This is a genomic window from Lacinutrix jangbogonensis (assembly GCF_000797445.1).
Classification (GTDB): Bacteria; Bacteroidota; Bacteroidia; order Flavobacteriales; family Flavobacteriaceae; genus Lacinutrix; species Lacinutrix jangbogonensis.
Window position 1 is genome coordinate 61,762 of sequence record NZ_JSWF01000046.1, and the last position, 24,691, is coordinate 86,452.

The window sequence follows — 24,691 nt, forward strand, 5'->3', positions numbered from 1 at the left end:
TAAATGAAAAAAATAATAGTACTTCTGCTTACGGCCTCATTTTTGTTGTCTTGCAGTAGCTCAAAAGTTGTGAGGGAATCTCAAAAAACAATTAAAGGCCAATGGTCTCTTAACTCCGTAAATTATAGCGAAGCTGGAACATACAAAATATCGTTGCTAAATGATGTTTCGAAGGAGTGTTTCGAAAACAGTACTTGGCAGTTTATTCCTAATAATAACTCTGGAACTTATAGTATATTGAATAGCGATTGCAATACTGGAGAAAGAAACTTCAATTTTACTATACAAGAAGTAGATAAAACCACAGGTTTATATAACTTTCTTTTAAAGCCGACAGATGCCAAAGGAAAAAGTGAAACAAACCAAGGTTTTAGATTAAATCTGTCTCAATTATCGGATACAACCATGCAATGGCAACAAACAGTAACTGTAGATGGAAAACCTTTTATAATTAACATGAACTTTTCTAAACTATAATTTATTATGAAATCAAAAATATATAAAATTTCGAGTGCACTATTAACTTTATTATTGGTGTTTACTTTATCCAACTGCAACGCTGTAAAAAATACGAATAATAAGCAAAAAGGAGCCGTAATTGGGGCTACAGGTGGTGCCATTTTAGGTGCTATTATTGGTAACAATGTTGGAAAAGGTGGTAATGGCGAACTAGGAGCAATTATCGGCGGAGTTCTTGGTGGTGGTGCAGGTGTACTTATTGGTAATAAAATGGATAAGCAGGCTCAAAAAATTGAAAATGAAATTCCTGGTGCTGTTGTAGAACGTGTTGACGATGCTATTGTAATTACTTTCGATGAAAATAGTGGTGTTTATTTTGACACAGCAAAATTTTATGTTAATGATGCTTCACAAGTAAACTTGAATAAATTAATTGGGATTTTCAAAGAGTATCCAGATACCAATATTCTAGTAGTAGGCCACACAGACAGTGTGGGAACGGAAGAAAGTAATATGACTCTTTCTAAAAACAGAGCCTACGCCGTAACAAATTATATTACAGGCAAAGGTGTAAATGGTGTAAGACTTGAAACCAATTGGTATGGAGAAACTCAACCAAAGCATGATAATTCGAATGCAGAAGGCAGAGCGAAAAACAGACGTGTAAATATTGCGATTGTTCCAAACGAAAAAATGAAGAATGATGCCGAAACAGAAGCTGGTGAAAACTAACTAATAAAATTTAATATTTGAAGGCCTCATTAGTAAATAATGAGGCCTTTTTTTTATTGTCTTGGTATTCTAGTTGAATGCATCATCTCTAATTTCCATTTAGAATTCTGCTTCACGGCAACAATACTCTCCAGCCATTCATACTTTCCTAAAATAGTATCTTTCTTAAAAATCGCGTAGTTGTGATAAGCCATCCAAACACGATTCCCTTCTTTCCTAGCTTTAAAGAAATCAAACCTATTTATTCGTTTAGAACCATCATCCCTAAGTTTTGCTTTTTTACACCAATTAGAAATCGTGTCATTAGTCCAAATTTCTCCATGTTCTAGCAATATAAAATCGTCTGTTTGATATTTTAATATTGCATCTTCATTTTTATCGGCCCATACATCATCAAAAACACCTTGCACAACTTGCTCTACTGCTTTAAATGCTTCTGCGTTTGTTTCTGGAGTTTCTTTTTCTTTTTGACAACTCGTTATGATAAAAGTTAAAATAAAAAGTAATTTAAAAAAATGTTTCATTGTGTTCAATTTTTAAATGATTGTTAAATCTTATTTTAGCAGTATAATTAAAATGCTCATGATTACTCTACTAAATTACATAATTTCTAGAACCAACCTCGCAGAATCTTCAATAAAAAGCACTATAAAATTACTAAACGAAGATTGCACAGTGCCTTTTATTTCTCGCTACAGAAAAGAAGCTACAGGTAATTTAGACGAAGTTCAAATTAGTGATATCGTAAAATACAAAGAGCAGTTTGACTCTTTAGAAAAACGAAAAAAGGCAATTATTAAAGCTTTAGAAGAGCAAGCTGTTTTAACCGCAGAGTTAAAACAAAAAATTGAAGGTTGTATGGATTTAATAACTCTTGAAGACCTTTACTTACCATTCAAGAAAAAACGAAAAACGAAAGCAGAATCTGCAAGAAAAAATGGTTTAGAACCATTGGCTAAAATAATAATGAGTCAGAATGCAAATGATTTAGAATCGATTGCTTTTAAATATGTAACAGGTGAAGTACACACTATAGATATTGCATTAGAAGGCGCAAGGCATATTATAGCCGAATGGATTAACGAACGCACAGACATTAGAAATAACTTACGAAACCAACTAGAGCGCCATGCACAAATTTCTACTAAAGTTATTAAGGCAAAAATTGAAGAAGAAAAAGCTCAGAAATTTAGAGACTATTTCGATTGGTCGGAAAGTTTACAACGTATTCCGTCTCATAGATTACTCGCTATATTAAGAGCAGAAAACGAAGGGTTTATAAGAGTGAAAATTGAAATTGATGCGCTAAAAGCATTAGAAAATATTGATAGGAAAATTATTAGAAGCAAGAATGCTTGTGCAGACCAAATAGAACTTGCCATGGCCGATGCCTATAAACGTTTATTATTTCCTTCTCTAAGCAATGAAGCTTTAAGTAAAGCTAAAGAAAAAGCAGATGAAGCTGCAATTTCCGTTTTTGCAAAAAACTTAAAACAGTTACTTTTAGGATCTCCTATAGGAGAAAAGCGTGTTTTGGCTATTGATCCTGGTTTTAGATCTGGTTGTAAAGTGGTTTGTCTTGATGCACAGGGTGGTTTAGAATATAACGAAACCATTTATCCGCATCCTCCACAAAACGACAGTATTGGAGCTACAAAAAAAATAGCGTCTTTAAGTAAAGCCTATAAAATTGAAGCTATTGCTATTGGTAACGGAACCGCTTCTCGAGAAACTGAAGCATTTGTTAAAAAAATTCAGTTTAAAAATGAGATACAAGTATTTATCGTTAGTGAAGCTGGCGCTAGTATTTATTCAGCTTCAAAAATTGCAAGAGATGAGTTTCCAAATTACGATGTAACGGTTCGCGGTTCTATTTCTATTGGAAGACGTTTGCAAGATCCATTGGCAGAATTAGTTAAAATTGATGCTAAATCTATTGGTGTTGGACAATACCAACACGATGTAGACCAAAATAAGCTACAGAAACAATTAGATGTTGTTGTAGAAAATTGTGTGAATGCGGTTGGTGTAAATATTAATACCGCAAGTGTTCCTTTACTGAGTTCAGTTTCTGGGATTGGACCAAAATTGGCTCAAAATATTTTTAACTATAGAAACGAGAATGGTGTTTATACATCAAGAAACGCCATTAAAAAAGTACCGCGTTTAGGCGGAAAAGCATTCGAACAAGGTGCTGCATTCCTAAGAATTAAGGATGCTAAAAACCCATTAGACGACTCTTCAGTACATCCTGAAAGTTATAAAATAGTCGAAGAAATAGCAAAAGATGAAGGTGTTACTCTCCAAGAATTAATTGGTAACGAGGCTATTCTTTATAAAATAAATTTAAAAAAATACTGTACAGAAACTGTAGGACTTTTAACATTAGAAGATATAACTAAGGAATTAAAAAAACCTGGATTAGATATTAGAGAAACTGCTAAGGTGTTTAGTTTTAATCAGAATATTAAATCTATAACCGATTTGCATTCTGGGCAATTATTACCAGGAATTGTAAATAACATTACCGCTTTTGGTTGTTTTGTAGATGTTGGTATTAAAGAAAGTGGATTGATTCACGTTTCCAACTTATCAGATCGTTTTGTAAAAGATGTAAATGAACATGTACATTTACATCAACAAATTATTGTAAAAGTATTAGAGGTTGATGTTGCTAGAAAACGCATTCAATTAAAATTACATAAATAATATAAATTAGTATAAAAGTAGATTTATAACCTCTAAGAAACGACAATAATTACCCTATGCTAAAAATCGCTTACCACCCAATTTATTGTCATCCTTTACCAGATGGACATAGGTTTCCAATGCTTAAATATGAATTGCTTCCAGAGCAATTAATTCATGAAGGTACATGTACAAAAGATAATTTTTTTGAACCTGAGCGCATGATAAACGAAGCGCCCATTTTTGCCGTACATACACCAGAGTATTTTTACGACTTATTGAATATTACGCTAGACAAAAGAGCTGCAAGAAAAATTGGGTTCCCTTTAAGTGAAGTATTAGTAGAACGTGAAATCATTATTGCAGATGGCACAATTAAAGCTAGTAAATTTGCTTTGGAACATGGAATTGCTATGAATATCGCCGGTGGGACGCATCATGCGTACACAAATCATGGTGAGGCATTTTGCATGCTAAATGACCAAGCAATTGGTTCTAGGTATCTTCAAAAAAATCAATTAGCAAAGAACATATTAATTGTAGATTTAGATGTACACCAAGGGAATGGAACGGCCGAAATTTTTAAAGATGATGCTTCCGTTTTTACCTTTTCTATGCATGGTAAAAACAACTATCCGTTTAAAAAAGAACGTAGTGATTTAGATATTGCTTTAGAAAATAATATTGGTGACACAGAATATCTATCTATTTTGCACAAAACACTTCCCTATTTAATAGCACAACAGAAACCAGATTTTATCTATTATTTATGTGGTGTAGATGTAATTGCTACAGACAAATTGGGTAAATTAAATTTATCTCTTGATGGTTGCAAAGCACGGGATCAATTTGTTTTAGAAACATGCAAATCACATAATATTCCGATAATGTGCAGCATGGGTGGAGGTTATAGTCCTGATATAAAAACTATAATAGATGCACATGCCAATACCTTCAGGCTTGCTCAAGATTTATTTTTTTAGAGAAAATAGAAACAATTTTCATCCTTATTTTGAAACATCTTTGTTTAATGCTTATTTAAGTTGCTTGCAGTAATAGTAATCCCATGGCAATACAAATAAATGGAAGTGCAAAGAGTAAAACAAGATTAAACTTTGGTGCTTTCTTTCTATTAAACTTAGCATTCATCACTTTTCTAGTTTTTCCATTATAACCAATCCAATTTTTAAAATGAATAGCTAAGGCTAACATAACAAATAGTGTCCAAGCTTTGTTGCTTGATATGGCATCGACATGCAACTGACTAAAAAAAGCTGCAAAAAAACAACCCAATAGAAACGCTAGTGCTATTTGAAACAAGGAGGTGTAAAACAATGCAATGGTATTTGCCTTTTGTTTGTAGCGCTCTTTATATCGAGAGAAAATAAAATAAAATAATTGGTCAAAAATTGTCATGTCTTAAAATTAAAAAAACCTGATAGCATAAACTATCAGGTTTTTAATATAGTATTGAAAAAGATATTAGTTACCTGTAACTTCTAAATTATCTAAGTGATATCTAGTAGATGCACTAGGATCTGAACCTTCATAAAAGAAACCAAAAACAGCAGTACCTTCAACACAAGATACATTTATTGGTCCTACAGTTTCAAAATTTCCAAAAGTCCCAGATGGACCTGTTGGAATTGTTGCATCTAATAACGACCAGGTTGCAGTTGTTGGGTCACCTGCATAATCTGTAGAAACATAAACTGATAAATTTGTACCATTATCATAACTCGCTTGAACATCAAAAGATATTTCTTCTCCTGTTGTAGTATCCATATCAAGTGCTGGTGTTACTAACCATACATTTGCATCAGTATTATTTGAACTAAAGGCAGAGATACGAGAATAATTATTACCACCGAAACCACTAATAAACCAATCTGTGCTAGTTCCGTCTATATTAATATTATCCCAACCTTCAGTTGCATAATCACTAAAGCCTTCAAAATCTTCTTCAAAGATTACAGTACCTCCACCTGAAGGACCTGTACACTCTAAAAAATCTGGATCGCAACGGTCTGGATTGTCAAAGTTAATACCTTCTGGAGTATTAATATAAATGGTATAAAAATCGTCAAAGAAATCTCTTGTTAATATACCCTCAATAGACCCTCTGTTAATTGGTAATTGTAAACCTTTAAAATCTGAAAAAGTACTAGTACTTAATATAACAGAACCTCCTGTTGCACAATTTTCTAATAAACGTTCTCCATCAAAACTATCATTAGTTTCAGATGCAAAAGACTGTCCCATTAGGCTTCTATTAAATTGCATATCTACTAATTTAATATACTGACTTTCTAATGCATCACTAAAATCAGAAACACTAACTTCTTTAGCGATAATAGTTCCAACCTCTGCAGCTCTAAATATATACTCAGAAACTTGAGTATTTGGTATTCTATTTATTTCATTACCTTCTAAACGTCCTAATTGGATTACACCATTGTTTAAACCAACGCTCAATCCATTTAATTTAATAAAAACTTTACGTCCAAACTCATATTGAGTAAACATTGGATTTTTATCCACTTGAATAACTATCGCTCCTGTTGGATTTTCTGCTCTATCTTGGATCACTATTTGCTTGAAAAAATTCCCACCTTCATCACTAGACACTACATATCCTTCTGTGTATTTATCAGACACTCCAACTCCTGACTCTTCATAAGTTACTGCATCTCCACTACCACTTGTAAAGTTTCCTAATACAGAACTAATTGGATTAAATTCCGCTCCACTTACTGGATATTCTGTAATTCCTGAAATTCCTGTAGGAACTTCAAATTCGTCGTCTTTAACACAGCCCGTTATTACAACTAAAGCGATTAAAAGCACTGCTATTTTGTTTAAATTGAATTTTTTCATTTTTATTGAATTTATTTTTTTTGAAATATATTTAAAATCTTACGTACACATTCATATAATAAGTGGTTCCATTACCTAGAAAGTAACGGTTACCAAATACTGGTCCATTTTCATTAGTTTGTTCCTGCAATTGGCTTCTGTAATCCACACGTCTTGACTGCTCAAAACCACCTGTTTTATATTCTTGATTAAATACGTTATTAATAGTTGCAAAGAAACCAACAAAATAATCGCCTAATTTCCAAGACTTACCACCAACGACGTTGAATAACATATAATCATCAAATTGCTCTTGTTGTAATAGTCTTTTTGCAATTGTTGGATCTATATCATTAATTTCTCCTCCAGTAAGTGTGTAAACATTCCCACCTGCAGTACCATCTTGAAACTGTGTGTCTGTATATAGTTCTGGGTCTGCAACGAAGGCTGCACTGCGTTTCATTGCACTTGGGTTAACATAAGCATTAGAAAACCTATTTGCAGTGATACCAATGTTCCAGTAATCTGGATCGCGATACTCAAATCCTAACTGAAATGCACGTTCTGGTCCACTAGCAACGTTTAAGTTTTCAAGATTAGTTTTACCATCTCCAAAAACAGCACGACCTGCACCAAACTCTTGACTATAAAAAGTTAAGTCTGGGTTATTAGTATAAGTAAATTGGCCTACTGAAGCAACCGCTTTTAGTTTTATTGTTGGTGTTACTTGAGCTTCTATACCTAATTCTCCTCCCACACGTTGTGTATTAATCCCTGTAACAGCTTCTTGAACTAAGTTGCTTCCTGCACCTTCACTGAAGAAAAAACCAGTTTGTGTTCCGTCTTCAAACTGTGAGTAAAAACCAGTTAATCTCGCTTTTACCATTGGAGAACGGAAAATATAACTTGCGTCTACACTTGATATTTTTTCGCTATCTACGTTTTCAAGAAGCATATTAGACTGTCTCGCGTTGGCAAAAACATTTCTAGTAATTGGTGCTTTAGTCATGTAAGATCCATTAAAATCTAATAAGTGCTTTCCAGAAATTTTATAAGTAGCTCCTGCTTTAACTCCATAATTACTAAATTCAACTTTTTCACCTTTACCAAAAGAGTTGCCTGCAAAATATCCGTTTTCATATAAACCATTACGTTGGTAATCTGTTTTTGATATGTTTCCAGCTAAATAAAAATCTACTTTACTATATTTAAAAACAGCTTGAGCAAACCCACTAACTACATTTACATCAACCTCGTAATTATATTTATAACGATCTCCTTCTCCTACTAGTCTATTAGGGTTTCTTAGATCTGATTGTGCTGTAGTTAATACACCATCAACAATTTGTCCTTCATCAGAAAAGAAATCAACATCTAAATAGGTGTTTGCGCCTAATAAGTCTGAAACTTCAGCAAAGTTTTCACTATTTAATTTTCTATAGTTAACAGCAGCATTTAAACGAATATTATCATTTAATTCTGTATCAAAAATAATGTTAGCCATTAATTGATTGTCATCTATTCTATCTTCTTGTATTGCATAGATCGCATTAAATCCTTGATTACTTGAATTAACATTAGCTGTATATAAATCATTCCAGTTAAACTGTCCGTCATTTACAAAAGATTGCTGAGCTTCATAGGCCAACTCATAATCGTAAGCTGTTGGTCCTCCATCTACATTCAAGTTGTAACTAGGCAAGTTTTGGTAATACGTTGGATCTGTATTACGAGCACCACCAATATAACTGTCTTGACCTTGAAACGAAACTAAACGTGTTCCTCCATTATCTACTCTTGTATTTCCAGATGTTCCAAATTGGTAGCCAATATTTGTGTTTATCGACGTTTTATCTGAAATAGTCCAGTAATGATTTAACATTATTATTGGTTCTTCTATTTTTCTAATTCTAGAGTTTCTTACTTCACCATTTAAATCGCCCCAAAAAGGATTATATTGTCTTCCTTTTAGGTCGGTAACTTCCTGAGTTAAAGCTGCTCCTCTACCTCTTCTGTTTTGAGCATAGATTGATGTAAAACTTATACTATGCTTATCGTTAATTTGTTTTTCTACTGCGATAACAAATGAATTAGCATCGTATAATGTACCTTCAAAATAACCACCATTTCCATAACGTCTAGACGCTAATAAACTATAGGCCCAACCATCTTTCATTAAACCAGAATTGTAACTGGCCATTACACGTCCTTCGTAACTTCTGTTAGCTGAAGCAAAAGACATACGTCCACCTTCACGATATTTAGAGGCTCTCATAACTATATTATTAGTTCCTGCTATATCACCAAAACTATTATCGTTTGGCGCCATTCCCATTGAGAACTCTTGGTTACGTTGTAAATCGTTAATGCCTCCCCAGTTTCCCCATTGTGGTCTTCCGGTTGCTTGTTTATTCATTTCAAGACCATTAATTAAAACTTTACCGCTTGAGTTATCTAGACCTCTTGGTCTAAAAAACGTAGCACTAAAATCGAAAGCTGCTGCTCTTAAAAACACATCTCTAGAAGATTGTAATAATCCGGAGATATTACTTGTTAATCCATCATCATCACTATTTAACTGATCATCGGAGATAGCAATAATAAACAAATCCTTTTTATCACTTGCATTGTAACTTAAGGTCATATCCTGTATATCCACAGTTTTTCCTTCGTTTACAATAATAGGATAACGTTTTGTTGTGTAATCTGTTTGCTCGATTTTCAGAAATTGTTCTCCTAAAGGGATCCCTTTATTGAAGATAAATTGACCAAAAGCATCGGTTTTAGTTTCTAAACCTGACGCTTCAAGAGTAACGGTTACATTAGGAAGAGGATCGTCTGTAACAGCATCTTTTACACTACCTTTTACAACCGTCTCTTGAGCGTAAATTGTACAGATCGAAAAAAATCCGAATAAAAAAATAAAAAAACTTTTTTTCATAAATAATAGTTAATAATCGTTAATGCTTTAAATAAAATAGTCATTTAAAGGCGAGCAAAGTTACATTTTTTATTAGAAACATTTACCTTTGGCAGGAATTTTGAATGTATGAGTAACATAAAAATAATATTATATCTAATGAAAAATTTTAAACTATTACTCTCAGTTGTACTTATCACTGCTGTTTTAAGAGTTAATGCTCAAGAAGAACATAAATATAAAATCCATACTGTGGCTTTTTATAATCTTGAAAACTTGTTTGATACTGTAAACGACATAGAAAAAAACGATGAAGCTAGTCCAATGATGGAAATTAAAGCAAATCGTGAAGAAATTTACAAAAAGAAAGTGCACAATATGGCTCGTGTTATTGCAGATATTGGTAGTGACACTACAGGAAACACACCAGCGTTATTGGGTGTTTGTGAAATTGAAAACGTAAAAGTATTAGAAGATGTCGCTAATGATCCATTACTTTTGGGAAAAGATTATGGTATTGTACATTTCGAGTCTCCAGACAGACGTGGTATTGATGTTGGTTTAATGTACCAAAAAAGTTTGTTTCAGCCAATAACTAAGAGCTCTCATACACTAAAAATTTTTGACGACACTTCAAGAAAACGAATTTATACAAGAGACCAATTACTAGTTTCCGGAGAATTAGAAGGTGAATTAGTACATATTATAGTAAACCACTGGCCATCTAGACGTGGTGGAGAAGCTAGAAGTCGTGCTAAACGTGTTGCTGCTGCCAAACTTAACAAGCACATGATAGATTCTTTACAAGCTATAGATCCGTATGCCAAGATTATTACAATGGGAGATTTAAACGACAACCCAACAAACGCTAGTGTAAAAGATGTTTTAAAAGCACAACGTAAAAAGAAAAATGTAAAAATTAAAGGCATTTACAATCCTTTTATTAATATGTTTAAAAAACAAGGATTAGGAACAGGTGGTTATAGAGATTCATGGAGTCTTTTTGACCAGATTATGGTTACTAAGCCTTTTCTTGATAAAGATTACACTAAATGGTCTTACTATAAAGCGGGTATATTTAACAAAAATTATTTAGTTAATAAAAAAGGGCGTTATGCAGGTTATCCTTTTAGAAGCTTTGCAGATGGAGGTTTTACAGGTGGATACAGTGATCACTTTCCTGTTTACATGTATTTAATAAAAGAGATTAAATAAAGATATTTGTTTATTAAATTTAAAACGCCAACTCATTGTAGCTGGCGTTTTTTTATTGAATTAATTTTGACTTTTTGTTTCAAGATGAAATCATTACATTGTTTTTTATGAAAACTATTCTATTTACACTGTTTTCCATTTCCACACTTTTACTTTACTCTCAAAAGATTGAAGAAAAAATAATATATAATAACACTCTAAAATCTATTGTTATTGAAGGAGATGCTATTTTCAAAATTAATGTTAGAACTACAACGACCAGTTCTATTATATTAATTTCTAAAATTGAAGGGGAAAATGCAGAGAACACAACTATAATTACTGAAATAAAAAATGATTCTTTATTAATCACCAGTGCATACCAACCTTTTTTTAAAAAGGCTAACGATAAATTAAGTGCGCATAAAGTACTATCTATTGAAGTATCTCTTGAAATACCAGAGCATTTATATGTTTATTTCAAAAGCGAGATAGCTTCTGCCGATGTCACTGGGAAATACAAACAACTAATACTCGAATTAAATCAAGGGAATGCTAACCTTGATCATTTCGATGGAAATGCGATAATAAACACCATTAATGGTAACATCCATTTAGAGACTAATTATGCAACTATTAATGCTACCACTAAAACCGGGAAATTAAATACAGAAGAAATAACCAAAGCTAAAAATGAAATACTAATACACTCCATTAACGGAAATATAAACATCTTTAAAACTAAAAATTAGTATTATTTTAGCTTCAAAATTTTGCAATGTCTTTAAAGAAAGCCTCAATTTTAATTATTATTATTCTACTAATCGATCAGGTTAGTAAACTTTACATAAAAACACATTTTCAACTACATCAATCTCTAGAGGTTTTTAGTTGGTTTAAAATTTATTTTGTAGAAAACGATGGTATGGCTTGGGGAACTAAATTAAGCGACATCATTCCTTTTATAAGTGATAGAACTGCGAAGTTATGCTTAACAACTTTTAGAATATTTGCTATTTTTGGTATTGGCTATTGGTTAGTGAGCTCTATAAAAAAGCACCAATCTAAAACACTTCTTTTAGCATTGGTTTTTATTTTCGCAGGAGCCTTGGGTAATATTATAGACTCGGTTTTTTATGGTTTTTCGTTTAACGATAGCTTTGGTCAAGTTGCTTCATTTATGCATAAAGATGGAGGTTATGATAAGGTCTTGTTTGGCAACGTCGTCGATATGCTATATTTCCCAATGTGGCAAGGTAATTTACCAGAATGGGTGCCGGTTATTGGTGGTAGAAATTTTATATTTTTTGAACCCGTTTTTAATATTGCAGATGTTGCAATTGCTACAGGTTTTAGTATTTTACTCTTCTTTAATAAAAAAGCCTTTCCTTTAAAGGAAGAAAACATTTAAAAAGTATAGATTTTTTGCGGAGTAACACAATAATTTAAACCAATATCTGTGCTTAAAACAGGAAACACATCTTCCTCAACCTCAAAAAATGATAAACCTATTTTTATAGTTTCAGGTTTACAATCTGCTAGGAAATTATCGTAAAACCCTTTGCCATAACCAATACGATTCCCCTTTTCATCGAAGGCAAAAAGCGGCACAAATACAACGTCTATATTAGAGTTACTAATTTCAATACCATTATCAGGTTCTGGAATGTTATATTTATTTAATTGAATTTTGGTAGCATCTGTTAGCAAAAAATTTTGGAGCGTTCGCGTTTCAAAATCACTCTTAGAAATAATTATGTTTTTATCTTTTCCAGATAATATACTTAGAATAAAATCGGTATTTATTTCTTTTAAACTATCAATAGAAAGAAAAACATGATAAAATTCATAATTCCAAATCTCTAAACGAAGTAACTTATTTGCTATTTCAAGGCTTAAATTATCAATAGCCTCTTCCGTTAATTCACTTCGAAGATTCTTATACTTTTTTCTTAGTTCTGTTTTAGAAGTCATAATTAATCCTCTGCTAATAGTGTAGAAATATGAAAGAGCGCATCGCCTTGATAAACGATTGGAGATTCATTTACATTAATAATATAACCAGAATTAGACGCCTTTACAAAGTGATTAAATTTACCATATGGATCTGTAATATTACCTATAGCTTGACCTTTAGCCACTTTAGAGCCAATCTCTATTGAAGCCTTAAACATACCAGAATATTTAGCGCGGATCCAACGACTTTCATTTATAAATATAACAGGTTTTTTAGGCTCTGAAACTTTAAACTTTCTTTGTAGCATTCCATAATGGTTTAAAATACGTTTAGCACCATTTACACCTGTGTTTGTGACTGTATTATCGATATGAAACGATTTCCCACCTTCAAAAAGTAAAATTGGTATTTTCATGCGGTTACATGTATTTCTAAAAGATTTTTTTACATTTTTAGAATACAAAACAAAAGGTGCTCCAAAAATTTCAGCTGCAATATCAATGTCTTCACTGCCTTCAGCAATTCTTATTTGTGGTGCATTAAACCTTAAAGCTCCTCCTGTATGAAAATCCATAATAAAATCTACATGAGGAACAACTTCAGAAACTAAAGAATAAGCAACTCTACTTGCTAATGAACCTGCTTTACTACCTGGAAATACTCGATTTAAATCGCGACCATCGGGAAACTCACGTTCCATATTTATAAAACCAAAAATATTAAGAACAGGAATACAAATTGTAGTTCCAGTTCTAGGTTTATTTATGCCTTTAGCAATTAATTGTCTTACTATTTCTACACCATTAATTTCGTCTCCGTGAATACCTGCTGTAAATAAAATAACAGGTCCTGGTTTTTTAGAACGTTCTATTATAATAGGAACAGACACTGGAGTTCTAGTATGTAATTTTGCAAGATTAAAAGCTACTTCTTTGCTTTCTCCTAGCCCAATTTCTTCTCCTAAAATCACTAAAATATCGTCTTTTTTACTCGTCATTTATTTAATACTTTTTTCAATAAACGCAATAATACTTTTTGCTATATTTCTTCCTGTTGCATTTTCTATACCTTCTAATCCTGGAGTAGAATTAACTTCTAAGAGAAGTGGTCCACGCGCAGATTGCAACATATCTACGCCACAGACAGGTAACTTAAGAGCTTTAGACGCTTGCATTGCTAACTTTAATTCGTCGCTACTTAGCTTTATTATATTCGCTGTTCCTCCTCTGTGTAAATTAGATCTAAACTCACCTTCAAGGCCTTGGCGTTTCATTGCTCCAATTACCTGTCCATCTACAACGAGTGCTCTTAAATCAGCACCTTTAGCTTCTTTAATAAACTCTTGAACGATTACTCTTGCTTGTAAACCATTAAAAGCCTCCAAAACAGATTCCGCAGCACTTTTAGTTTCGGCTAAAACAACACCTAAACCTTGAGTACCTTCTAACAATTTAATAATTACGGGAGCTCCACCAACATATTCTATAACTTCTCTAGCATCGCGAGAGTAATTTGTAAACACGGTTTTTGGCATTCCAATTCCGGCTTTACTTAAATGTTGTAAACTTTTAAGTTTATCTCGAGAACGAAGTATTGCATCACTTGTTACTGTTGTAAAAACATTCATCATTTCAAATTGTCTTACCACCGCACACCCATAAAAAGTAACTGAAGCCCCAATTCTAGGAATTATTGCATCTACATAATCTAAATAACGATCTTGGTAGTAAATAGTTGGCTTTTCCTTTTCAATAATAATATCGCACATTAAAGGATCTATAACTTCAATTACATGTCCGCACTTTTTTCCTTCTTCAACTAATCTGTCGGTAGAATATAATAGTGCATTTCTTGAAAGAATTACAATGTTCATTTGATTTTATCTTGTGTTCACGCAATATAATAAATTAACCCAATGTATTTTTTCAATATTACTATTTAATATACCTTTGGGTTAATGGAAAATCCTTCACTAGAAATACAATTAAAAACCTTACCAAATGCTCCTGGTGTTTACCAGTATTTTGATGCCGTAGGGACTATTATCTATGTTGGTAAAGCTAAAAACTTAAAGAAGAGAGTGACGTCCTATTTTACTAAAACACACGAAAACGGAAAAACTCGGGTTTTAGTAAAAAAAATAGTTAACATAAAACACATCGTCGTTGAAACTGAAACCGATGCGCTCTTGCTAGAGAATAACTTAATTAAAAAGCACAAACCAAGATATAATGTTTTATTAAAAGACGATAAGACCTATCCGTGGATTTGTATTAAAAAAGAACGTTTCCCTAGAGTATTCCCAACACGTCGCGTTATAAAAGATGGTAGTGAGTATTTTGGTCCATACACAAGTATGAAAACTGTAAAAACCTTATTAAGCTTAATAAAAGGGTTGTACAAACTACGAACATGTAATTACAATTTATCTCACGAAAAAGTAAACGAAGGTAAATTTAAAGTCTGTTTAGAATACCATTTAGGAAATTGCAAAGGCGCTTGTGAAGGGAGAGAAACAGAAACAAGTTATCATGAAAATATCGATGCGATTAAAGAAATCTTAAAAGGAAATTTCAAAGACTCATTAGAGAACTTTAAAAAACAAATGCAAGATTTAGCTGAAGACATGCATTTTGAAAGCGCTCAAAAAATTAAAGAAAAAATTGAAGTTTTAGAGAATTACCAAGCAAAATCTACCATTATAAATCCTAAAATTAGCAATGTAGATGTATTCTCTATTGTAAGTGATGAAATCTATGGTTATATTAATTTCCTTCAAATTTCTTATGGTTCCATTATTAGGTCGCACACTTTAGAAATCAAAAAGAAATTAGACGAAACAGATAAACAATTATTAGAGCTTGCTATTATTGAAATTAGAGCGCGATTTAATTCAAATTCAAAAGAAATTTACGTTCCATTTAAAGTTGCTGTTGGAGATGAAGTAAAAATAAGTTTACCACAACTTGGTGATAAAAAGAAAATTTTGGACCTTTCTATTCGGAATGCAAAATATTACCGAATGGAACGTTTTAAACAGGTAAAAATTACAGATCCAGAACGCCATGTAAAACGTATTATGGCGCAAATGAAAAAAGATCTGCGTTTAACCGAAGAACCTAAACACATCGAATGTTTCGACAACTCTAACATTCAAGGTACTAATCCCGTAGCGGCATGCGTTGTTTTCAAAAACGGAAAACCAAGTAAAAAAGAGTACCGGAATTTTAATATTAAAACAGTTGTTGGTCCAGATGATTTTGCCTCAATGGAAGAGGTTGTTTTTAGACGTTATAAACGCTTACTTGAAGAAAAACAACCATTACCACAATTAATAATTATTGATGGTGGAAAAGGACAACTGTCTTCTGCTTTAAAAAGTTTAGACGCTTTAGGATTACGAAATACTATAGCTATTATCGGAATCGCAAAACGTTTAGAGGAATTATTCTATCCAGACGATCCAATTCCACTATATTTAGATAAAAAAAGCGAAACACTAAAAATCATACAACAACTAAGAAATGAAGCCCATCGTTTTGGAATTGAGCATCACAGAAATAAAAGAAGCAAACAAGCGTTAAATACAGAAATGGAAACCATTCCTGGAATTGGCGAAAAAACCATTATAGATTTACTAAAAGTATTTAAATCTGCAAAACGGATTGCCAATGCAAAACTAGATGAGCTTGAACACATTGTTGGCGTTTCGAGAGCAGAAAAAATTTACAGCTATTATCATAAAACCGAAAACGAATAGATGAAATCATTTTTCATTGTAATATTATTATTAACTTTTGTAAATACTAACGTATTTGCACAAGATAAAACCACTAAAGAACCAAAAGTAGGTTTAGTATTAAGTGGTGGTGGCGCAAAAGGCTTAGCACATATTGGTGCTCTAAAAGTTATCGATAGCTTAGGCATTCGAATAGACTATATTGCTGGCACAAGTATGGGAGCGATTATAGGATCTCTTTATGCTTCAGGGTATTCTGGAAAGCAATTAGACTCCATTTTTAAGGAGGTTGATTTCGATAAAATATTGAGCGACGAAATTCCTAGAGCTGCAAAAACATTTTACGAACGCGAAAAACAGGAAAAATACGCTATTACTTTACCTATCGACAATCTTAAAGTACATCTTCCCTCAGCACTATCAGGAGGTCAAAACACTTTTAATTTATTATCTAAACTCACTTTACATGTTAATGACATTGATGATTTTAGCAAACTCCCAATTCCGTTTTTTTGTATTGCAACTGATATAGAAACAGGACAACCTATACTACTGGACAAAGGTAATCTCGCACAATCTATAAAGGCTAGTTCTGCTTTTCCATCATTATTTCAACCTGTTGTTATTGAGGAAAGAGTATTAATAGATGGCGGAGTAACAAACAATTATCCAATAGATGAGTTACGCGTCAAAGGTATGGATGTTATTATTGGTGTTGATGTGCAAGACGGACTTGCAAATAGAGACGATTTATCTTCCGCTCCAGCGATATTATTTCAAATAAATAATTTTCGCACCATAAATGATATGAAAATTAAAGCTCCAAAAACAGACATTTACATTAAACCAGACATCACAAATTTTAATGTTGTGTCTTTTGATGATGGTGAAAAAATAGTTAAAAATGGAGAAGTAGCAACAAAATTAAAAATTTTAGAATTAAGAGAGTTAGCAAAAAATCAAATAAAAAAGAGACCCAAATTTATTGAACCTAAAACACCCGATAGCCTTCAAATTAATCAAATATTTTTCAAAGGGCTAGATAACTATACCATTTCTTATGTACTAGGAAAATTAAAACTAAAACCTTTCCAAAAAGTAAGCTACAAGCGCTTTATTAATGGTGTAAATAACTTGGTAGGTACAAATAATTTCGAAAGTTTCACTTATAAACTAGTACCATCGATTAGTAATAGTGTCACTGGTTACGATTTACATACAGAGATTAATGAAAGCAACAAAACAACAGCTCTAAAACTAGGCTTGCACTACGACGGCCTTTATAAAAGTGCGCTTTTAGTTAATATTACAAAAAAGCAAATGTTATTTAAAAGTGATATTATGTCTCTGGATTTAATAGTAGGAGATAACGTTAGATATAATTTTGAATATTTTATAGATAAAGGATTCTATTGGAGTGTTGGTTTAAACTCAAGTTACAATGAATTCGACAACGATGTCTCTGTTGCAGCTTTGCCATCAACTCAAGGCATAACATTAGCTGGAGTTAACAAGTTAGATGTAAAAATAACAGATGTCACCAATAAAATATTCTTACAAACACAATACAAAAACGATCTATCCTTAACACTTGGAGCAGAACACAAACATTTAAAAATTTCAACAGAAACCGTTTTGGCCAATACTAACCAAGATAGAACCATTTTTGATAATAGTGATTACTTTAGCGCCTTTGGGAATTTACGTTTCGATTCTTTCAATAATAAACACTATCCAAGCGAAGGTTTTTACCTAAATACAGCCTTTAATTTTTATCTCACTTCTTCAGATTTTAATGCCGATTTTAGTCAGTTTTCAATTATTAGTGGTAGTTTAGGTTATGCTTATTCTTTTACACCAAAATTAAGTGCTAGTTTTTTAAATGAAGTAGGAGCAAAAATTAACGGCAACAATAACCAGTCTTTAGATTTTGTGTTAGGTGGTTATGCTAACAATTTTATTAATAATTTTAAAACCTTTTATGGATACGATTATTTATCAATTGCGGGAGATAGTTATATAAAAGGAACTATAAATTTAGATTACGAAATAATTAACAAACACCACATTACACTATCTGCGAACTATGCTAACGTAGACGATGATTTATTTCGTTCAGAAGACATAGAGTGGTTTTCGCTTCCAGATTATTCGGGTTATGCCTTAGGTTATGGTGTAGAAACATTTTTAGGTCCTATTGAAGCTAAATACACCTATTCACCAGAAACGAAGGATAGTTATTGGTTTTTTAATTTAGGATTTTGGTTTTAGATTTTTTAGATTTCTTAAACTCCAAAAAAATCACGATATTTGTTACAGATGAAGTACTCTTGGAAAGACATATTAACCTTTTTAAAATTTCTTATTAAAAGAAATCCAGAGTAATTTACCATTTCCTCATTTCGCATTTAGTAAAGCTTTAAGCACAGCTTTAAAATTTTTAACTCAAAACTTAAAAAATGCCATTTTATCATAAATTAGGAAATATTCCACCAAAAAGACACACACAATTTAGAAAAGCAAATGGTTCATTGTATTACGAGCAGCTTTTTGGAACTATAGGTTTCGATGGGATGAGTACAAACTCCTACCACGAACAACGCCCAACACAAGTAAAAGAGATAAAAAAACAATACAGTGTTGCTCCAAAAATTGCTAAAAAAAATCACATGCAATCCTATCGCTTTAGAGGCTTTCAAGTAAAGCCAGAGAATGATTATCTGGAAAGCAGAAAAGCCGTTTTAACAAACAGCGATTGTACTATTATTTTAGCAGCACCAAAACATTCTACAACAGACTATTTCTATAAAAATTCTGATGCAGACGAAATGATTTTTATTCATAAAGGCTCAGGAAAACTAAGAACACATCTTGGTAATCTAGACTTTAAATATGGAGATTATTTAATAATTCCACGAGGCATAATCTACAAAATGGACTTCGACACAGAAGACAATAGATTATTTATTGTAGAATCTCGAAGCCCTATTTACACACCAAAACGCTATCGAAATCATTTCGGACAGCTATTAGAACATTCACCATATTGCGAACGCGATTTACGCAGACCGTATGAACTAGAAACCAATAACGAATCTGGAGATTTTTTAATGAAAGTTAAAAAACAAGATGACATTTTCGATATGGTTTATGCCTCGCACCCTTTCGATGTTGTAGGCTATGACGGGTATAATTATCCGTATGCATTTTCAATTCACGATTTCGAACCTATAACAGGTCGCATACATTTACCACCTCCAATACATCAAACCTTCGAAACAGATGCATTTGTAATATGCAGTTTCGTCCCACGCATGTACGACTATCATCCACAAAGTATTCCTGCTCCTTACAACCACAGTAATATCGATAGTGACGAAGTATTGTATTACGTAGATGGCGATTTTATGAGTAGAAACGACATCGATCAAGGTCATATTTCATTGCATCCGGCAGGAATTCCTCATGGTCCACATCCAGGAGCAACAGAACGTAGTATTGGCAAAACCGAAACCCAAGAGTTAGCAGTCATGGTCGACACCTTTAAACCTTTAATGGTAACAGAAGAAGCCATAAAAATTGCCGACGAAGAGTATTATAAATCCTGGTTAGAGCATTAAAATAAAATATTTAAAAGCTATTTCCTGCTATTGGTTATATCTTTATTTTAGATAAAAAAAGATGCCGTATCAACTGCAAAGCAATCACTGAGCGCTAATTAAATAGATATTAAGTAAAGTAATCAGGGCTAAAACACTTGCAAAGTAATAGCTTAATCAAAACATTAAACCCAACTACCCAAGTTGAGTTCCTTCCCTTTTGGGAAGGTTACGATGGGAATACATTATGAGTAAAAAAGAAGTAAAATCAGTAAACTACGGTTTAGAAAAAATATTCGAAGGAGCACAAGACTTCTTGCCACTTTTAGGGACAGATTATGTAGAATTCTACGTTGGAAATGCCAAGCAATCTGCACACTTTTATAAAACAGCATTCGGCTTTCAATCTCATGCTTATAAAGGACTAGAAACAGGCTCAAGAGATTCTGTAAGTTATGTATTAAAGCAGGATAAAATCCGTTTGGTATTAACAACACCTTTAAATAGTAAGTCTGAAATCAACAAACACCTCGTGAAACATGGCGATGGTGTAAAAGTCATTGCGCTTTGGGTAGAAGATGCTAGAAAATCTTACGAAGAAACCACCAAACGTGGTGCAAAATCTTATATGGAACCAACTGTAGAAAAAGATGAGTTTGGCGAAGTAGTAAAAGCTGGAATCTATACCTACGGAGAAACTGTACACATGTTTGTAGAACGTAAAAACTACAAAGGTGCATTTATGCCAGGTTTTGTGAAATGGGAAAGTGATTACAATCCAGAACCAGTAGGATTAAAATACATCGACCATATGGTTGGTAATGTTGGTTGGGGACAAATGAACCAGTGGGTAAAATGGTACGAAGACGTTATGGGCTTTGTAAACTTTTTATCTTTCGACGATAAACAAATACATACAGAATACTCTGCACTAATGAGTAAAGTAATGAGTAATGGAAACGGTCGTATTAAATTTCCAATAAACGAACCAGCAAAAGCCGCTAAAAAATCTCAAATTGAAGAATATTTAGACTTCTACGAAGATTCTGGTGTGCAACACATTGCAGTAGCTACAGACGATATTATAAAAACCGTTGCGCAATTAAAGGCTAGAGGAATAGAATTTTTGCCACCACCACCACAAGCCTATTACGATGAAATTCCTGAGCGATTAGGAGTACACATGGAGATGATGAAAGAAGATATTGGTGAACTTCAAAAGTTGTCTATAATGATAGATGCAGACGAAGAAGGTTACTTATTACAAATTTTTACAAAACCTGTAGAAGATAGACCCACTCTATTTTTCGAAATCATACAGCGTATGGGTGCACAAGGTTTTGGAGCCGGGAACTTTAAAGCTTTGTTTGAGTCTATTGAGCGCGAACAAGCAAAACGAGGAACGCTTTAAAAACAAAAACGTTAAATAAACATTAAAAAATGTCATCAAAATAATAGATGGCATTTTTTTGTTTTATATTTTTGGAATAGTAATTGTACTCTTAAGTTTATAAAGCAATAAATGCTTTATAATAAAGTTAATTACAATAGCTCCAATTTTATGAAAAAAGCACTCCTTATTCTACTAACAATAGCCTCTATAAACTTTACGGCAGCGCAAGATGGTGCTTTTAAAGATGGTGAATGGTTTAAATTTAAAATGAGTTATTCCTCATGGTTTAAAGCGGGAAATGCAACTTTATCTTTAAAAGAAACTGAGCTCAACGGCAAACCCGTATTCCATGTGGTTGGAAAAGGTTGGACCGTTGGACCTGTAAAATGGTTTTTTAAAGTAAAAGACCGTTACGAAAGTTATTTTGACACCAATAAAATTATTCCATATAAATTTATTAGAAATATAGACGAAGGTGGGCACAAAAAAAACATTGAGATAAACTTTGATCAGGACAATAAAACCGCCTTGGTTCATAACAAAAAACACAATACTAAAAAAACAATAAACACCAAACCAAATATACAAGACATGGTTTCATTGTTTTATAACTTGCGCAACAAACTTGATGTTTCAAGTCTAAAAAGTGGAGACGAAATAAAGCTTGACATGTTTTTTGATGAGGAAAACTATGGTTTTAAACTAAAATATTTAGGAGAAGAAACGATTAGTACAAAATTTGGTAATATTGAAGCTCTAAAATTTAGACCTTATGTTATGGCTGGTCGTGTGTTTAAAGAAGAAGAAAGTCTAACACTTTGGGTTTCAAAAGACAAAAATAAAGTACCTTTACGCATTAAAGCAGATTTGGCTGTTGGGTCTTTAAGAGCGGACTTAGAAGCCTTTAAGGGACTTAAACATCCATTTAAAATTTTAGTAGATAACTAAATGAGTATAAATAATAAAATAACCGACCAACTAAAGGATAAATACGAAGCGTTAGACCAAAATGTAAACACACATCTTGAAGGCTTATTACATAGTAAACCGATAAATTACTGGGATTATATACAGACAGAAGCATTATTAAGCCTTCAAATACAACGTACAGTATATCCAGACGAAATGGTGTTTTTAATGTATCACCAAGTCAACGAATTGTTGTTTAAAATGATTCTTTGGGAAATAGATCAAGTGGCAAAAAAAGAAGCAATTTCTGCAACTTTTTTCGAAGATAAATTGATGCGTATTAGTCGTTATTTCGATATGCTAACCTCGTCTTTTACTGTAATGAAAGACGGAATGGATGTAGCACAATACAACAAATTTAGACATACGCTTACACCTGCAAGTGGTTTCCAAAGTGCACAATACAGAAAAATTGAATTTTCCTCGACAGAACTTATTAATCTTATAGATAACCGTTTTAGAGAAACGATAGATAGAAACACACCTTTTGAGCATGCTTTCGAGCACTTATATTGGCAAGCAGCAGGAAAAGATTATAAAACTGGTAAAAAAACGTATACCTTAACAGTTTTCGAAGAGAAATACAAAGACGAATTTATTAGATTTGCGGAATTCACTAACACTCATAACTTATGGACAATTTTTAAAAAATTACCAAAAGACGTTAAAGAAAATCAAGATTTAATAAACGCAATGCGTCATTATGATTACACAGTAAATATTACTTGGGTAATGGCACATTACAACACAGCAAACCATTATCTTAATATTGGTGGTAAAACCGTAGAAGCAACAGGAGGAAGCGAATGGGTAAAATATATGCATCCAAAATATCAAAGAAGAATATTTTTTCCAGATTTATGGACCAAACAAGAACTAGAAGATTGGGGAAAAAATATTTAATAGCATTACTATGCTTTGTCTCTATATTAAGCTGTAAAAAGGACGTCGAAAATAGCGACGATCTTGAAACTGGTTTAGTTAAAGAACCCGAAGATAACTACGAATTCGGGTTTAATCTTGAAGATTACGTTGTAAAAAAGGACACCATACAAAGTGGTGATACTTTCGGGAGAATATTAGAGCGCAATAATATTCCCTATCCAAAAATATTTGAAATAACACAAAAAGCAAAAGACAGCTTTGATGTTAGCAGAAAATTACAATTAGGTAAACCTTATACATTATTATGCTCTAACGATTCACTTCAAAAACCTAAATGCTTTATCTACCAGCCTACAAAAGAGCGGTATGTCGTTATAGATTTTCATGATTCTATTAAAGCTTACACAAGCTACAAACCCATTAAGTACGTTGAGAAAACAGCGTCTGGAATTATAACCTCTAGTATTTCGCAATCTATGAGTGACCAAGACAAACCGTTTATGTTAGCCTTGAAAATGAGTGATATTTATGCTTGGACTCTAGATTTCTCAAGGCTTCAAAAAAATGATAAATTTAAAGTCGTTTATACTGAAAAATACATAGATGATTCCATTTATGCTGGAATTCATGAAATAAAAGCGGCCTATTTCGAGCATAACAAAGAACCTTTTTACGCTTTCGAATTTGAAACAGATTCTGTTTTAAACATTACCGACTATTTTAGTGACGATGCCAAAAATTTACGTCGTGCATTTTTAAAAGCCCCAGTAAGTTTTAGCCGTATCTCTTCAAGATATAATCTTAGCCGTCGTATTGCGCATTATGGCTATCGCCTAAAACCACACAGAGGAACAGATTTTGCAGCACCAAATGGCACCCCAATAATGGCAACTGCAAACGGCACAGTTACGAGATCGGGCTATGGCATAGGAAATGGCAAATTTGTAAAAATTAAACATAACGCTACATATAGCACACAATATTTACATATGTCCAAACGGAAAGCAAAAGTTGGAGATTTTGTAAAACAAGGAGAAGTTATTGGTTATGTAGGGAATACGGGAAGTTCTTCTGGTAATCATGTCTGTTATCGTTTCTGGAAAAACGGAAAAGAGGTTGATCCTTTTAAACAAAAGCTACCAGAAGCAAAACCAATGTCAGACAGTCTTAGAAAAGAGTTTTTAGAACACATAAAACCTTTCAAGAATCAATTAGAACTGCTTGAATACCCAAAAAAATCTATAAAGCCTGATAGTTTAAAAATAAACCTTCCAGACAAAAAATTAATTACCTAGAACGC

21 protein-coding genes are annotated in these 24,691 nt (G+C 32.7%); 14 read left to right on the forward strand and 7 right to left on the reverse strand.

What is annotated here, in order from left to right; genetic code table 11:
• Positions 1 to 3: 3 nt before the first annotated feature.
• Entirely contained in the window at positions 4 to 477 is a 474-nt protein-coding gene (locus tag RH82_RS17360) for a lipocalin family protein (RefSeq protein WP_034062719.1), read from the forward strand.
• 6 nt (positions 478 to 483) lie between these two features.
• On the forward strand, positions 484 to 1,191 hold the full coding sequence (locus RH82_RS17365; protein ID WP_034062721.1) for an OmpA family protein: 708 nt from the start codon (positions 484 to 486) through the stop codon (positions 1,189 to 1,191).
• A 53-nt stretch (positions 1,192 to 1,244) separates the two neighbouring features.
• Here the strand turns inward: RH82_RS17365 and RH82_RS17370 are convergent, their stop codons facing one another.
• Positions 1,245 to 1,715, reverse strand: a complete 471-nt coding sequence (locus RH82_RS17370) for a hypothetical protein (RefSeq protein WP_052158412.1) — start codon at positions 1,713 to 1,715, stop codon at positions 1,245 to 1,247.
• Between the two features lie 58 nt (positions 1,716 to 1,773).
• Between RH82_RS17370 and RH82_RS17375 the strand changes: the two genes are divergently transcribed.
• Complete coding sequence (locus RH82_RS17375; protein WP_034062770.1) at positions 1,774 to 3,900, forward strand: Tex family protein; 2,127 nt, start codon at positions 1,774 to 1,776, stop codon at positions 3,898 to 3,900.
• 56 nt (positions 3,901 to 3,956) lie between these two features.
• A complete protein-coding gene (locus RH82_RS17380; RefSeq protein WP_034062723.1) occupies positions 3,957 to 4,862 on the forward strand; it encodes a histone deacetylase family protein in 906 nt (301 codons plus the stop codon).
• Positions 4,863 to 4,917: 55 nt separating this feature from the next.
• On the opposite strand, the gene RH82_RS17385 is transcribed toward RH82_RS17380, so the two are convergent.
• The 3 genes from RH82_RS17385 to RH82_RS17395 form a co-directional block, all read right to left on the reverse strand.
• Positions 4,918 to 5,295 (reverse strand): hypothetical protein, encoded by a 378-nt coding sequence (locus RH82_RS17385; RefSeq protein ID WP_052158413.1) that lies wholly within the window; start codon positions 5,293 to 5,295, stop codon positions 4,918 to 4,920.
• A 66-nt stretch (positions 5,296 to 5,361) separates the two neighbouring features.
• Positions 5,362 to 6,756 carry a DUF5689 domain-containing protein gene (locus tag RH82_RS17390; RefSeq protein ID WP_034062726.1) on the reverse strand — a complete coding sequence of 465 codons (1,395 nt, stop codon included), beginning with the start codon at positions 6,754 to 6,756 and terminating at the stop codon, positions 5,362 to 5,364.
• 31 nt (positions 6,757 to 6,787) lie between these two features.
• Positions 6,788 to 9,676, reverse strand: a complete 2,889-nt coding sequence (locus RH82_RS17395; RefSeq protein WP_034062727.1) for a carboxypeptidase regulatory-like domain-containing protein — start codon at positions 9,674 to 9,676, stop codon at positions 6,788 to 6,790.
• A gap of 138 nt (positions 9,677 to 9,814) precedes the next feature.
• On the opposite strand from RH82_RS17395, the gene RH82_RS17400 reads away from it, so the two are divergent.
• The 3 genes from RH82_RS17400 to RH82_RS17410 all read left to right on the forward strand — a co-directional run bounded on the left by RH82_RS17400 (position 9,815) and on the right by RH82_RS17410 (position 12,260).
• Complete coding sequence (locus tag RH82_RS17400) at positions 9,815 to 10,870, forward strand: endonuclease/exonuclease/phosphatase family protein (protein WP_034062728.1); 1,056 nt, start codon at positions 9,815 to 9,817, stop codon at positions 10,868 to 10,870.
• Between the two features lie 107 nt (positions 10,871 to 10,977).
• Positions 10,978 to 11,601 (forward strand): DUF4097 family beta strand repeat-containing protein, encoded by a 624-nt coding sequence (locus RH82_RS17405; protein ID WP_052158414.1) that lies wholly within the window; start codon positions 10,978 to 10,980, stop codon positions 11,599 to 11,601.
• A 26-nt stretch (positions 11,602 to 11,627) separates the two neighbouring features.
• The gene (locus RH82_RS17410; RefSeq protein ID WP_034062729.1) at positions 11,628 to 12,260 is read left to right on the forward strand and encodes a lipoprotein signal peptidase; all 633 of its coding nucleotides are present in this window, start codon (positions 11,628 to 11,630) and stop codon (positions 12,258 to 12,260) included.
• Here the strand turns inward: RH82_RS17410 and RH82_RS17415 are convergent.
• The 3 genes from RH82_RS17415 to rimK are packed head-to-tail and all read right to left on the reverse strand — an operon-like array spanning position 12,257 to position 14,679.
• Positions 12,257 to 12,823 (reverse strand): 5-formyltetrahydrofolate cyclo-ligase, encoded by a 567-nt coding sequence (locus RH82_RS17415; RefSeq protein WP_034062731.1) that lies wholly within the window; start codon positions 12,821 to 12,823, stop codon positions 12,257 to 12,259. The two genes, RH82_RS17410 and RH82_RS17415, sit on opposite strands and share 4 nt — an antisense overlap.
• A gap of 2 nt (positions 12,824 to 12,825) precedes the next feature.
• On the reverse strand, positions 12,826 to 13,803 hold the full coding sequence (locus RH82_RS17420) for a succinylglutamate desuccinylase/aspartoacylase family protein (protein ID WP_034062732.1): 978 nt from the start codon (positions 13,801 to 13,803) through the stop codon (positions 12,826 to 12,828).
• Positions 13,804 to 14,679 carry a 30S ribosomal protein S6--L-glutamate ligase gene (rimK, locus tag RH82_RS17425; RefSeq protein WP_034062734.1) on the reverse strand — a complete coding sequence of 292 codons (876 nt, stop codon included), beginning with the start codon at positions 14,677 to 14,679 and terminating at the stop codon, positions 13,804 to 13,806. It lies immediately after the preceding gene.
• 84 nt (positions 14,680 to 14,763) lie between these two features.
• Here rimK and uvrC point away from each other — a divergent pair, with 84 nt between their 5' ends.
• From uvrC to RH82_RS17460, 7 genes are all read left to right on the forward strand, one after another.
• Positions 14,764 to 16,566 (forward strand): excinuclease ABC subunit UvrC, encoded by a 1,803-nt coding sequence (gene uvrC, locus RH82_RS17430; protein ID WP_034062736.1) that lies wholly within the window; start codon positions 14,764 to 14,766, stop codon positions 16,564 to 16,566.
• A complete protein-coding gene (locus RH82_RS17435; protein ID WP_034062738.1) occupies positions 16,567 to 18,816 on the forward strand; it encodes a patatin-like phospholipase family protein in 2,250 nt (749 codons plus the stop codon).
• 188 nt (positions 18,817 to 19,004) lie between these two features.
• On the forward strand, positions 19,005 to 20,165 hold the full coding sequence (locus RH82_RS17440) for a homogentisate 1,2-dioxygenase (RefSeq protein ID WP_034062739.1): 1,161 nt from the start codon (positions 19,005 to 19,007) through the stop codon (positions 20,163 to 20,165).
• Between the two features lie 226 nt (positions 20,166 to 20,391).
• Positions 20,392 to 21,555 carry a 4-hydroxyphenylpyruvate dioxygenase gene (gene hppD / locus RH82_RS17445; RefSeq protein ID WP_034062740.1) on the forward strand — a complete coding sequence of 388 codons (1,164 nt, stop codon included), beginning with the start codon at positions 20,392 to 20,394 and terminating at the stop codon, positions 21,553 to 21,555.
• A gap of 150 nt (positions 21,556 to 21,705) precedes the next feature.
• Positions 21,706 to 22,485 carry a DUF3108 domain-containing protein gene (locus RH82_RS17450; protein WP_034062743.1) on the forward strand — a complete coding sequence of 260 codons (780 nt, stop codon included), beginning with the start codon at positions 21,706 to 21,708 and terminating at the stop codon, positions 22,483 to 22,485.
• On the forward strand, positions 22,486 to 23,409 hold the full coding sequence (locus tag RH82_RS17455) for a tryptophan 2,3-dioxygenase family protein (RefSeq protein ID WP_034062744.1): 924 nt from the start codon (positions 22,486 to 22,488) through the stop codon (positions 23,407 to 23,409).
• Positions 23,367 to 24,686 carry a M23 family metallopeptidase gene (locus tag RH82_RS17460; RefSeq protein ID WP_034062745.1) on the forward strand — a complete coding sequence of 440 codons (1,320 nt, stop codon included), beginning with the start codon at positions 23,367 to 23,369 and terminating at the stop codon, positions 24,684 to 24,686. The genes RH82_RS17455 and RH82_RS17460 overlap by 43 nt, the downstream gene beginning before the upstream one ends.
• The last annotated feature ends 5 nt before the right edge of the window (positions 24,687 to 24,691 follow it).

Excerpts from the sequence above, each read along its gene's own strand:
- RH82_RS17360 (WP_034062719.1), top strand. The coding sequence starts at position 4 with ATGAAAAAAATAATAGTACTTCTGCTTACGGCCTCATTTTTGTTGTCT.
- RH82_RS17365 (WP_034062721.1), top strand. The coding sequence starts at position 484 with ATGAAATCAAAAATATATAAAATTTCGAGTGCACTATTAACTTTATTA.
- RH82_RS17370 (WP_052158412.1), bottom strand. The coding sequence starts at position 1,715 with ATGAAACATTTTTTTAAATTACTTTTTATTTTAACTTTTATCATAACG.
- RH82_RS17375 (WP_034062770.1), top strand. The coding sequence starts at position 1,774 with ATGATTACTCTACTAAATTACATAATTTCTAGAACCAACCTCGCAGAA.
- RH82_RS17380 (WP_034062723.1), top strand. The coding sequence starts at position 3,957 with ATGCTAAAAATCGCTTACCACCCAATTTATTGTCATCCTTTACCAGAT.
- RH82_RS17385 (WP_052158413.1), bottom strand. The coding sequence starts at position 5,295 with ATGACAATTTTTGACCAATTATTTTATTTTATTTTCTCTCGATATAAA.
- RH82_RS17390 (WP_034062726.1), bottom strand. The coding sequence starts at position 6,756 with ATGAAAAAATTCAATTTAAACAAAATAGCAGTGCTTTTAATCGCTTTA.
- RH82_RS17395 (WP_034062727.1), bottom strand. The coding sequence starts at position 9,676 with ATGAAAAAAAGTTTTTTTATTTTTTTATTCGGATTTTTTTCGATCTGT.
- RH82_RS17400 (WP_034062728.1), top strand. The coding sequence starts at position 9,815 with ATGAAAAATTTTAAACTATTACTCTCAGTTGTACTTATCACTGCTGTT.
- RH82_RS17405 (WP_052158414.1), top strand. The coding sequence starts at position 10,978 with ATGAAAACTATTCTATTTACACTGTTTTCCATTTCCACACTTTTACTT.
- RH82_RS17410 (WP_034062729.1), top strand. The coding sequence starts at position 11,628 with ATGTCTTTAAAGAAAGCCTCAATTTTAATTATTATTATTCTACTAATC.
- RH82_RS17415 (WP_034062731.1), bottom strand. The coding sequence starts at position 12,823 with ATGACTTCTAAAACAGAACTAAGAAAAAAGTATAAGAATCTTCGAAGT.
- RH82_RS17420 (WP_034062732.1), bottom strand. The coding sequence starts at position 13,803 with ATGACGAGTAAAAAAGACGATATTTTAGTGATTTTAGGAGAAGAAATT.
- rimK (WP_034062734.1), bottom strand. The coding sequence starts at position 14,679 with ATGAACATTGTAATTCTTTCAAGAAATGCACTATTATATTCTACCGAC.
- uvrC (WP_034062736.1), top strand. The coding sequence starts at position 14,764 with ATGGAAAATCCTTCACTAGAAATACAATTAAAAACCTTACCAAATGCT.
- RH82_RS17435 (WP_034062738.1), top strand. The coding sequence starts at position 16,567 with ATGAAATCATTTTTCATTGTAATATTATTATTAACTTTTGTAAATACT.
- RH82_RS17440 (WP_034062739.1), top strand. The coding sequence starts at position 19,005 with ATGCCATTTTATCATAAATTAGGAAATATTCCACCAAAAAGACACACA.
- hppD (WP_034062740.1), top strand. The coding sequence starts at position 20,392 with ATGAGTAAAAAAGAAGTAAAATCAGTAAACTACGGTTTAGAAAAAATA.
- RH82_RS17450 (WP_034062743.1), top strand. The coding sequence starts at position 21,706 with ATGAAAAAAGCACTCCTTATTCTACTAACAATAGCCTCTATAAACTTT.
- RH82_RS17455 (WP_034062744.1), top strand. The coding sequence starts at position 22,486 with ATGAGTATAAATAATAAAATAACCGACCAACTAAAGGATAAATACGAA.
- RH82_RS17460 (WP_034062745.1), top strand. The coding sequence starts at position 23,367 with ATGGACCAAACAAGAACTAGAAGATTGGGGAAAAAATATTTAATAGCA.